The organism is Candidatus Arthromitus sp. SFB-mouse-NL (assembly GCF_000709435.1).
GTDB lineage: Bacteria > Bacillota > Clostridia > Clostridiales > Clostridiaceae > Dwaynesavagella.
Genome location: NZ_CP008713.1, coordinates 185,761 through 197,372 on the forward strand (window position 1 = coordinate 185,761; position 11,612 = coordinate 197,372).

The following is an 11,612-nucleotide window of genomic DNA, read 5'->3' on the forward strand; positions in this document are numbered from 1 at the left end:
ATAGATCTTTGAAAATTGTATATAAATAGTAAAGATGCGAAAGGTAGCAAGTTAAATTATTAGCAATAGTAATTTAAGAGCTGGAAGAATATAGAAAGAAAAATAGGTCAAGCTACTAAGAGCGCACAGAGGATGACTTGGCATCAGGAGCTGATGAAGGACGTGATAAGCTGCGATAAGCTACGGGTAGACGCAAATAGTCATGGATCCGTAGATTTCCGAATGGGGGAACCCACATAGTGAGAGACTATGTATCTAGTAATGAATTAATAGTTATTAGAAGGTAGACGCAGGGAACTGAAACATCTAAGTACCTGTAGGAAGAGAAAGAAATATCGATTCCCTAAGTAGTGGCGAGCGAAAGGGGAAGAGCCCAAACCCAAGGAAACTTGGGGGTTGAGGGGGTCTATAATTGAGAAAGTAGGTTAGATGAATATAGATGGAAATCTAAGCCGAAGAGTGTAATAGCCACGTAATTTAAAACTGAAATTGAGAGAGACTTACCCAGAGTACCACGAGACACGAGGAACCTTGTGGGAAGCAGGGTGGACCACCACCCAAGGCTAAATACTACCTGATGACCGATAGAGGAGTAGTACCGTGAGGGAAAGGTGAAAAGAACCCCGGGAGGGGAGTGAAATAGAACCTGAAACTGTGTGCTTACAACCGCTCAGAGCACGTAATATGTGTGATGAGGTGCTTTTTGTAGAACGAGCCAACGAGTTACGATGTGTAGCGAGATTAAGGTCTTAAGGACTGTAGTCGAAGAGAAATCGAGTGTTAATAGCGCGAATAGTTGCATGTTGTAGACCCGAAACCGGGTGACCTATCCATGATCAGGTTGAAGCGAAGGTAAAACTTCGTGGAGGACCGAACCACGTTGGTGTTGAAAAACCATGGGATGAATTGTGGATAGCGGAGAAATTCCAATCGAACTCGGAGATAGCTGGTTCTCCCCGAAATAGCTTTAGGGCTAGCGTTAATACATAGAATATAGGAGGTAGAGCACTAAATGGGCTAGGGGCCGTAAGGTTACCGAACCTTATTAAACTCCGAATGCCTATATTTGTTTATTAGCAGTCAGTCTAAGAGTGATAAGATTCTTGGACAAAAGGGAAAAAGCCCAGATCACCAGCTAAGGTCCCAAAGTATGAGTTAAGTGGTAAAGGATGTGGAGATTCTAAGACAACTAGGATGTTGGCTTAGAAGCAGCCATTCATTTAAAGAGTGCGTAATAGCTCACTAGTCGAGAGTTTCTGCGCCGAAGATAAACGGGGCTAAAACTCATCACCGAAGCTGTGGAATGGAAACATTGGTAGGGGAGCGTTGTATAAGAGTTGAAGCTAAAGCGGGAGCAATAGTGGATTTTATACAAGAGAGAATGTTGGCATAAGTAGCGAGAATTAGGTGAGAATCCTAATGGTCGAAAGCCTAAGGTTTCCTGGGGAAGGTTCGTCCGCCCAGGGTAAGTCGGGACCTAAGCTGAGGTCGAAAGGCGTAAGTGATGGATAATCGGTAGATATTCCGATACCACTAATTATTGATTGATCGATGGAGGGAAGCAGAAGGATAGGATAGCCAACAGATGGAGGTTGGTCTAAGAGAAGAGATAGCATGTAGAGGCAAATCCATATATGCGATTAAGTTGATTCTTTATGGGGAGACGAATGAGTTGAAGTATCTGATTTCACACTGACGAGAAAAACTTCTAGGTAGATAATTAGTGCCCGTACCACAAACCGACACAGGTAGGCGAGGTGAGAATCCAAAGACCAGCGGAAGAATTGCAGTTAAGGAACTCGGCAAATTGACCCCGTAAGTTAGCGAGAAGGGGTGCCATAGAGATATGGTCGCAGAGAATAGGCCCAAGCAACTGTTTATCAAAAACACAGGTCTCTGCAAAAGCGAAAGCTTAAGTATAGGGGCTGACGCCTGCCCGGTGCTGGAAGGTTAAGGGGAGCTGTTATCGTAAGAGAAGCAGTGAACTTAAGCCCCAGTAAACGGCGGCCGTAACTATAACGGTCCTAAGGTAGCGAAATTCCTTGTCAGGTAAGTTCTGACCCGCACGAATGGCGTAATGACTTGGGCGCTGTCTCAACTGCAAATCCGGCGAAATTGTAGTGCAAGTGAAGATGCTTGCTACCCGCGATTGGACGGAAAGACCCCGTAGAGCTTTACTGTAATTTAGCATTGAGTTTTGGTAATATTTGTACAGGATAGGTGGGAGACTGGGAATCTAGATCGTCAGATTTAGAGGAGTCGATGTTGGGATACCACCCTGATATTGCTGAAATTCTAACTGGGATCCATGAACTGGGTACAGGACACTGTTAGATGGGCAGTTTGACTGGGGCGGTCGCCTCCAAAAGAGTAACGGAGGCGTTCAAAGGTTTCTTCAGAAGGGATGGAAATCCTTCGTAGAGCGTAAAGGCATAAAGAAGCTTGACTGCGACACCTACAAGTGGAGCAGGTACGAAAGTAGGACTTAGTGATCCGGTGGTACCTCGTGGGAGGGCCATCGCTCAACGGATAAAAGCTACCTCGGGGATAACAGGCTGATCTCCCCCAAGAGTTCACATCGACGGGGAGGTTTGGCACCTCGATGTCGGCTCGTCGCATCCTGGGGCTGAAGTAGGTCCCAAGGGTTGGGCTGTTCGCCCATTAAAGCGGCACGCGAGCTGGGTTCAGAACGTCGTGAGACAGTTCGGTCCCTATCCGTCGCGGGCGCAGGAGATTTGAGAGGAGCTGTCCTTAGTACGAGAGGACCGGGATGGACTAACCAATGGTGAACCAGTTGTTCCGCCAGGAGCACGGCTGGGTAGCTAAGTTAGGAAGGGATAAACGCTGAAGGCATCTAAGCGTGAAGCCCACCTTAAGATAAGATCTCCCATAGCGTAAGCTAGTAAGACCCCTTGAAGAACACAAGGTTGATAGGTAAAAGGTGTAAGTATGGTAACATATTTAGCTGATTTATACTAATAGGTCGAGGGCTTGACCAAAATTAGCAATATATTATTTATATACAATTTTGAGAGATTAAAATATTTCTCAATATCTGGTGATTATAACGTGTAGGCAACACCCCTATCCATACCGAACAGGAAGGTTAAGCTACACTGTGCTGATGGTACTATAGGGTTACCCCTATGGAAGAGTAAGTCATTGCCAGTTTGTTTTAGAAGTAAGAGCATCGCTCTTACTTCTTTTTGTTTACTATAATATATTATTTGGAGGAATTATGATAAATTATAATTTGGATCGTAATAGCATGGATTTTAATTCAACTAATATTCCAATTAATGAAAGTAATTTTAAACCTAAGTTTTATGTTATTTTTATTATAGTACTATCTATATATTATTTCTTTTCTCCAATACTTTCACAAATTATTATTAATATTTTTAGAAATAACTTTAATTTTGATGAATTGAATTTGTTATCTGAATTATTTTATAGATTATTTCTACCTAATTTTTCCATATTATTGATATTATTTCTTTACATATTGTTAATTGAAGAAAGGAAATTGGGTTTTTTATTTATAGGGATAAAAAAGAACTTTGCACTATCTAACATTAAAGGCCTGATATTATCAATAATTTTTTTGTTTTTATTGGTATTTGTATTTATTATTAAAGATCAAGTTATATTTTTTAAATTTAATAGTGAATTTAGTTTTACAACTGTTTTTCAGCTTTTATTGGTTTTTATATTTATTTATATAGAAATATTTTTTTTAGAAATATTGTATAGAGGCTGGCTAATTAATATACTTAATTCAAGATATAATATTTATTTATCTTTGGTACTTGCTTCTCTACTTTTTACTCTTATATATTTTATAGAGTATCAAAGATTGGGAATATATTTATTATATGTGTTTATTTTTAATATATTTTTATCATTTATGTTTTTGATTTATAAAAATATATTTGTAGTTACCTCATTTCATGCATTTTATAAATTTTTAAAGCAGTATGTTTTATCTATAGAGGATATGGAAATAAAATTAAATTCTATTTTTTATACGGGTATAGATATTAATAATGCTATTTATAATATTGAAAATAGTAAATATTCTTTAATTATAATTATTAGTTTAACTATTGTTGCATTTATGATTTATAACTCTAAAAATAAAAATAATTAATATTTGTAGAAATTTTAAATTTTTTAGTTCTTAATTATATTTTGAATAGTTGAATTTTGTAGTAATATATGGTATAAATAAAGTATGCTTTATAGAAAGTATAAAGCATGAGATGTGTTGAATTTATAATCCCAAAGGATAGATACATCTGAAAATTCCCCTCTCTACCACATTTTTGTGGTAGAGCCCCCAATTCGTATTGATTGTATGGTTTTTGGCTTTTATATTTTTAAAAAGGTGAGTAATTATGAAACAATATATTTTGGTTATTTTTATTAATTCTTTAATGAGTAGAGATTATGATATTATAAAAGAATTCGATAACTTTAATTATATTATTTCAAAAGGTTCAGTTGTTAGAAAGGTTAAAAATCATTATCCTAATTTTAAAAATCCAGTTAATACAACCATTCTTACTGGAGAGCCTCCCGAAAAACATGGAATTTATTTTAATAATTATAATGTTAAAGTTAGGAAATATAGAGATAAAGAATATGAGGATATTCAATCTCCTAATATATTAGATTTATTTAAGAGTAATGGAAACAATGTTAGTGTTATTTCTTGGCCTAATGTAGGTTATAGTAGTTTTAAGTACAATTTTTCAGATATTAATAGTGTAAATATAAAGGATTTATTTAGGGGAATTGTAAAAGGTTCTTCTTTTTATATGCTTAGAAATATATTTAAATATTTAAATGTATTGAGAATTGGAATACAACCAGAAGCAGATAATTTTTCATCTATTTTAGCTATGGAAATTTTAGAAAGTAAAAAATCTAATATTTTGTTTATGAATTTTAATCATTTAGATTATGTAAGACAGAGATATGGAATTAATTATGGACAAACTTCATTTGATGCATTAAGAGATATTGATAGAAAAATAGGGGATTTGCTTGCATGGTGTGATAATAAAAATATATTGGGTAATTTGACATTATCACTAGTATCAGGAGGAAGTCCATGTGAATGTAAATATATAATAAATATTAATTATATGTTTATCAAGAGTGGATTATTGAGTGTTACTAAAAGTGGAAGAATTGACAATTACATAGCTTATGCTCATTGTGAAGGTGGTAGTGCATTTGTATATTTAAAAAATCCAAATAACATTAATGATTATGGAAAGGTTAAGGTGTTTTTGGATGATATAACTAAGAAGTATAGTAATTATATTAAATGTGTTCATGAAGTATCAGAGTATGAAAGATTTAATTTAGATGAATTTTCTTTTAGAATAGAAGGACGTGTTTTTTGTATTTTTAGTGGAGAATTAGATAAAAAGGAATTTATAGATAATATGACAGTGTTTTCTTATATTAATGAAAAGATTAATAAATCATTTTATGGATATTCTAATGATTATGAGAATTCACAAGGGATGTTTATTAATTATGGTTATAAAATTAGACAAGGTATTGAGTTAAGTGAGTGTAATCTCGTAGATATTGCACCAACTATAGCATCTTTTATGGGACTTGATTTTAGGAGTAGTGGTAGAATTATTAGAGATATTTTGGAGGAACGTTGATTTGGAATTAATACAGTTTTTACAGAGTTTTTCCTCTGATATATTAAATATTATTATGTTAATTATAACATCATTTGGAAGCGCTTATTTTCCAATATGCATAATATGTATTATTTACTGGTGTTATAATAAAGATGTAGGCTTTAAACTTGCTATTATTATGGCTTGTTCAGGGGTTTTAAATAGTATTGTTAAAAATTTAGTTCAGTCGCCTCGTCCTATTGGAGTAGATGGTATAAAGTCTATTGGAGAATTTTCTGCTAAAGGATATTCATTTCCGAGCGGACATACTCAGAATATAACGGTTTTTAGTACAAGTTTAGCTATATTCATGAGAAGTAAAATGGTACTTTTTATAAGTATTATTTTTATATTTTTGGTTGGGTTATCAAGGCTATATTTAGGATTACATTGGCCTATCGATATTTTAGGCGGGATTATATTAGCTATTATAGTTTCTATAGTTTTAAACGAGGTATTAATAAAGCTTGATAGTTTTAAAACTAATATATTTATAGGAAGTTTAATCTTAATATTTTTTCTGGGAATACTTCTCGTAGGAAATAATTTTATGGGAGAAGATTATTATAAGACTATGGGCATATTTGTTGGAGTTTTTTTGGGACATTTATTTGAATATAGATATGTTAATTTTTCTCCTGAGGCAAGTAATGTAGATAATATAATGAAAATTATATTAGGTATATCTACAACAGCATTATTATATATAGTTCTTAGTTACATATTTAAAATATTTTCTATGCCTTTATTTTATATGGTTAAGTATCTTATATTAGGTTTTTGGATGTTTGGTGTTGTTCCTCTTATTTTTAAATTAAGTAATCTTTATTATAAGGAAGCGTATGAAATAACTAATATTAAATATAGGAAGTAAAAACAGCTTAGAAATTTATTCTAAGCTGTTTTTTATAATACTTTACTTAAGAACTCTTTAGCACGAGCACTTTTGGTATTGTTAAAGAATTCGTACGGAGAATTTTCTTCAATTATTTCCCCATTATCCATAAAAATTATTTTATTTGATACTTTTTTTGCAAAGTTCATTTCATGAGTAACTATAATCATAGTCATTCCTTCATTGGCAAGTTCGTGTATAACGTGAAGAACCTCTTTAACCATTTCTGGATCTAATGCAGAGGTTGGTTCGTCAAATAGTAGTACATGTGGTTTGTTTGCAAGAGATCTTGCTATTGCAATTCTTTGTTTTTGTCCACCAGATAATTTTGATGGATAGCTATCTTTTTTATTGACTAATCCTACTTTTTTAAGTAAATATAATGCTAACTCCTTAGCTTCTTCTTTAGGTACATTTTTGACTTTTATAGGTCCTAAAGTTATATTTTCAAGTACAGTCATATGAGGAAATAGATTAAAATGTTGAAATACCATTCCCATATTTTCTCTTATTTTATTTATATTGGTTTTTTGTATATTTGTATCTTCGAAAATAATTTCACCATTAGTAGGTATTTCTAATAAATTCATGCATCTAAGTAGAGTACTTTTTCCAGATCCACTTGGACCAATAATAGATATTACATCGCCTTTTTTTATGTTACATGAAATGTTTTTAAGTACATGATGTTTACCGAAATATTTATTTAAATTTTTAATTTTAATCATTATCTTTATTTAATTTCCTTTCAAAATAATGTATAAATTTTGATAAAGTAAATGTTATTATTAAATATATTAGAGCAGCAACTAGTAGAGGTTCTAAGGTTAAATACGTTAAGCTCCTTATTTGGTTTGCTTTATACATTAAATCTGCTAGTCCTATATAAGAAACAATAGCTGATTCCTTTATAAGTACTACAAATTCGTTTGCAAGTGCTGGGAGTATATTTTTAATAGCTTGAGGAATTATAATTAGTTTCATTGCGTTGAAATGATTCATTCCAAGACTTTTTGCAGCCTCCATTTGGCCTTTATTTATAGATATTATACCAGCTCTCATTATTTCAGCTATATATGCTGCACTATTTAAAGATAATGCAATAGATGCTGATGTAAGTTCTGTCATATTTATTTTAAGACCATAATGTATAATAATTAATTGTACGATTAATGGAGTACCGCGTATAATCTCAATATATATAGATGCTATTGCTCTTAATATTTTGTATTTTGAAATCTTTAGTATGCATATTACAAGTCCAAGTATGCTTCCAAATATTATTGTAATTAAAGCTAAAAGTAGAGTTAATTTTATACCATCTAGAAAGAATGGATAATATTTTATTAAAAAACTGAAATTCAAAAATCAATACCTCCATTTTATATTTTATTTATTAAGTTTTTCTGAGATTTTAATTGATTCATTGAAGAATTCATTGATTTTGCCTTCTTTAATTAATCTTGAAATTGTTTTGTTAATTTCAGAGAGTAAATCTTCTTGTCCTTTTTTAATACCAACAGCAGATCCTGCAACTTCATTATTTAAAATTTTGTCATTTATTACTATTAATTCAGGATTTTTCTTTTGATATTGAAGTGCAACGGGCATTTCCATTAGTATTGCATCAACTTTTTTAGATAATAACTCAAGAACTAATTCAGGTATTCTTAGGAGTGTTTTTATTTCAGAATTTTTTAAATATTCATGAGCAAGTCTATCTTGAATACTTCCGAGTTGTACACCCACAGTTAAATTATTTAAATCATTTATAGATTTAATATTATTATTTAAAGTAAGTATAACGTGTTGAGCTGTATAGTATATTTCTGAGAAATCTATACTTTGCCTTCTTTCTTCTGTTGGAGATATTCCAGATAATATAAAGTCTACATTGTTTGAGTTTAATGCATCCAGTAGTCCAGAAAAGTCTAAATTTTTAATTACAAGTTCTACTCCTAAATCTTTTGCAATTTCTTTTGCAATTTCTATATCAAATCCAACTATTTGTTCATTTCCATTTTTATCTATAAAAGGGAATTCATATGGTGGATAATCCGCAGAAGTTCCCAGAGTTATTTCCCCTTTTTCTTTTATTGATTCTAATTTATTTTCATTTGAATTGCATGATATCAAAAATATGGGTAGTATAAGGATTAAAAGCAACCTATTTAATATTTTGTTTAAATTCATTTTTAATAAAACTCCTTACATAATTCTAATAATAATGTATAATTATACATTATTTTATATTTTGTATTCAATCAAAATATTTTTATGTAATAAATGCTGTATAAGCTTGAAATATATATGCTATAATATTTAGCATATTATAGTAAGAAATTTTAATAGGGGAAACTTATGAGTTATTTATTGCGGTTTAAGAGGAATAAAAAGGAAATAATTTGGACTTTTATTATTACATGTGCACTGGTATGTCTCTCGGCTTTTATGTTTTTATATAATAGATATATTATATATGTTAAGAATATGGAGGCTTCACAAGTAAATTTAACGAATCACTTGAATTATACTTATAGGGATAAATTTTATGGTAATATTGATGTTGATTATGATATTAATTCTAATACATATATTGGGACTGTCGATTTTTATATACCAAATGAGACATATACTTTTACTTTATCTTCTAGAGGACATATAATAGGGGATGGATATCTTCATAATAATAAAGATAATTTAATAAGCCAAAGATTTGCAAGGCAATTAAGAGAGAGTTTAGAAGAAGATTTAAAAGATGAATTTCCAGAAATATTTAAAATATATACTGAAATGCAAGTGCTAAAAGGTAAGTATGATCACAAGGATTTTTATAATAAAAATATTGATGAACCACATGTGGTTCATATATATCTAAATACAAAATATATAATTTCTAAGAAGAGATTTAATGATATAGTAAAGGATATAAAAAATGTATTAATGGAACGAGGATATACAAATTTAAATAATGTTCATGTCAATTACATGGTGAGAAAAGAAGCACCAGCACTTTATTATTCTCCAATAGATTTTAGTAATTAAAAAATAGGGCGATAGTATCTGCCCTATTTTTTAAAGCAATGATGAAAATAATCTTGCTATATTTTCGTATAATCGTTGGTATATTGATATATTTTTAAATGATTCTATGTTTGCAAGAGTACTATTTTCAATATCTTTTTTAAATATATCTATAAATTTATTACAAATATTATGATCGTATATTATTAAATTTAATTCATAATTGAGTTCGAAGCTTCTTATATCAATGTTGGTACTTCCAACAGTTACAATATAATCATCAATTATTATAAATTTAGAGTGTATAAATGAATTTACATCATAAAAATATATTTTACATCCAATATTTGAAAGTTCTCTTAAGTATGTTCTTGATGCATAATAGACTAGCTTATGATCAGGTTTTCCGGGGAATATTATGCTTATTTCTACACCTGATAATATGGAAATTTTTAATATATCAAGAAATCCAGTTGATGGGATAAAATATGGGGTGCAAATTCGTATAGTTTTTTTAGCTATACTTATGAGTTTTATTATAGGAAGTATCATACTATCTTTTGATAAATTAGGACCACTTTTTATTATTTGAGTTAATAATATATTGTCTTTTTTAGGTTTTGGGAAATAATTTGATATATCATTTATTATATCTTCTTTCGAATAATTTTTATTTTTTAGTTTTTTTAAATTTGTATAATCATCTATGAAAACATCCTGTATAGCAAGGGAACATTCTCCTTTTATCATTAAATGTGTATCTCTCCAATTTCCAATAGATGATCTGCCGAGATATTCATCACCAATATTAATTCCACCAGTAAAACTAGTATTTCCATCTATTATAACTATTTTTCTATGATTTCTATAATTTATATGGGTGTTTATAAGTTTTAAAAATGGTGTTGACATGTATGAGTAAAATAATACATCAATTCCATTACATTTGAGTTCATTTATATATTTTTTAGGTAGCTTATGACACCCTATTTTATCCAATATAAATCTTATTTTTACGCCCTCTTTAGATTTTTTAATGAGTATATCTTTTATTTCATTTCCGATATGATCATCTCTTACTATGAAGTATTCCATATGTATGTGATGTTTTGCATTAATTAATTCTTTTTTTAATGATTCAAATTTTTGTATGCCATGTGAAAATATTTCTATTTTTGAATGTTTAATTAAGGGAGATATATTAATTTTAGAAACTAAATCTATTGTTTGTATAATTTCATCATAATCACTATTTTTTGGTATGAAATCAGTTGAATTATTATTTAGTGTGTAGTTAAATAAATTAAGATTAGACAATAAATTATTTTTTAAATAAGGTCTTCGTATGTCTTTTCCAAGAAATGAATAGAATATGAAACCTATGGGTCCAAAAAAGACCAATATTAAAATCCATAGTAGTGTTTTTTCGGGAGAGCGTCTTTCGTTTATTAGTACAAAAAATACTATTGATAAATTTATTATAAAGAAAGAAATCATAATTAAATTTAAGTATTGCATATTAATCTCCTTAAAGTTAAATAAAAAAAGTAATGACATTAATTAATAAATATTTTATACTTAAATTCAAGTTTTAAATATATTATTATTAAGTATATTTATAAAATATTTGTAACATAATTTATAATATATAAGAACTTAAGGTAAAAATTTGCTTTAATACAAGGGGGGTAATCTTATGAAAAAAATAAATAAGGGAACTGCTATTGCAGCAATATCAGCAATAGGCATAGCATCAGTTGTAACTATAGCAGGAGTTGTATCTAAAACTTTAAAGAGAAATTTAATTAAGGATTTAAATGATTCTGACTTTAAAGATTTTAATTCATATGGTAAATGTTGTTCTTCAAATCATAATATAAAGGATGATTCCTATGATGAGGTTTTAAGACATAGAAAAGGTAGATATTATCAAAAAATGGGAATGTATTAATAAGGTACTTGCATATGCAAGTACTTTTTATTTT

Annotated in this window: 9 protein-coding genes and 2 rRNA genes; 7 read left to right on the top strand and 4 right to left on the bottom strand. The window is 30.0% G+C overall.

Annotation, left to right across the window (positions count from 1 at the left end):
- Window positions 1-105 precede the first annotated feature (105 nt).
- The 5 genes from SFBMNL_RS00930 to SFBMNL_RS00950 all read left to right on the top strand — a co-directional run bounded on the left by SFBMNL_RS00930 (window position 106) and on the right by SFBMNL_RS00950 (window position 6,582).
- A 23S ribosomal RNA gene (locus SFBMNL_RS00930) occupies window positions 106-2,999 on the top strand.
- Window positions 3,000-3,054: 55 nt separating this feature from the next.
- Window positions 3,055-3,171: ribosomal RNA gene (rrf, locus tag SFBMNL_RS00935) — 5S ribosomal RNA — on the top strand.
- Between the two features lie 67 nt (window positions 3,172-3,238).
- Entirely contained in the window at window positions 3,239-4,150 is a 912-nt protein-coding gene (locus SFBMNL_RS00940) for a CPBP family intramembrane glutamic endopeptidase (RefSeq protein WP_007441789.1), read from the top strand.
- 247 nt (window positions 4,151-4,397) lie between these two features.
- Window positions 4,398-5,687, top strand: a complete 1,290-nt coding sequence (locus SFBMNL_RS00945; protein ID WP_005807390.1) for an alkaline phosphatase family protein — start codon at window positions 4,398-4,400, stop codon at window positions 5,685-5,687.
- 1 nt (window position 5,688) lies between these two features.
- Window positions 5,689-6,582, top strand: coding sequence for a phosphatase PAP2 family protein (locus SFBMNL_RS00950; protein WP_007439715.1), 894 nt, complete (start codon window positions 5,689-5,691; stop codon window positions 6,580-6,582).
- Between the two features lie 32 nt (window positions 6,583-6,614).
- Here the strand turns inward: SFBMNL_RS00950 and SFBMNL_RS00955 are convergent, their stop codons facing one another.
- From SFBMNL_RS00955 to SFBMNL_RS00965, 3 genes are read right to left on the bottom strand one after another with little or no spacing between them, the layout of a single operon-like run.
- Complete coding sequence (locus tag SFBMNL_RS00955) at window positions 6,615-7,331, bottom strand: amino acid ABC transporter ATP-binding protein (protein WP_005807387.1); 717 nt, start codon at window positions 7,329-7,331, stop codon at window positions 6,615-6,617.
- A complete protein-coding gene (locus SFBMNL_RS00960) occupies window positions 7,324-7,968 on the bottom strand; it encodes an amino acid ABC transporter permease (protein WP_005807386.1) in 645 nt (214 codons plus the stop codon). The genes SFBMNL_RS00955 and SFBMNL_RS00960 overlap by 8 nt, the downstream gene beginning before the upstream one ends.
- A 24-nt stretch (window positions 7,969-7,992) precedes the next feature.
- Window positions 7,993-8,796: a transporter substrate-binding domain-containing protein gene (locus SFBMNL_RS00965; protein ID WP_042294094.1), complete on the bottom strand. Its 804-nt coding sequence runs from the start codon at window positions 8,794-8,796 to the stop codon at window positions 7,993-7,995.
- A gap of 258 nt (window positions 8,797-9,054) precedes the next feature.
- On the opposite strand from SFBMNL_RS00965, the gene SFBMNL_RS00970 reads away from it, so the two are divergent.
- A complete protein-coding gene (locus tag SFBMNL_RS00970; protein ID WP_242838769.1) occupies window positions 9,055-9,648 on the top strand; it encodes a hypothetical protein in 594 nt (197 codons plus the stop codon).
- A 30-nt stretch (window positions 9,649-9,678) separates the two neighbouring features.
- On the opposite strand, the gene cls is transcribed toward SFBMNL_RS00970, so the two are convergent.
- On the bottom strand, window positions 9,679-11,145 hold the full coding sequence (cls, locus tag SFBMNL_RS00975) for a cardiolipin synthase (RefSeq protein WP_042294097.1): 1,467 nt from the start codon (window positions 11,143-11,145) through the stop codon (window positions 9,679-9,681).
- A gap of 178 nt (window positions 11,146-11,323) precedes the next feature.
- Here cls and SFBMNL_RS00980 point away from each other — a divergent pair, with 178 nt between their 5' ends.
- Window positions 11,324-11,578, top strand: a complete 255-nt coding sequence (locus SFBMNL_RS00980; RefSeq protein WP_005807381.1) for a hypothetical protein — start codon at window positions 11,324-11,326, stop codon at window positions 11,576-11,578.
- Window positions 11,579-11,612 lie beyond the last annotated feature (34 nt).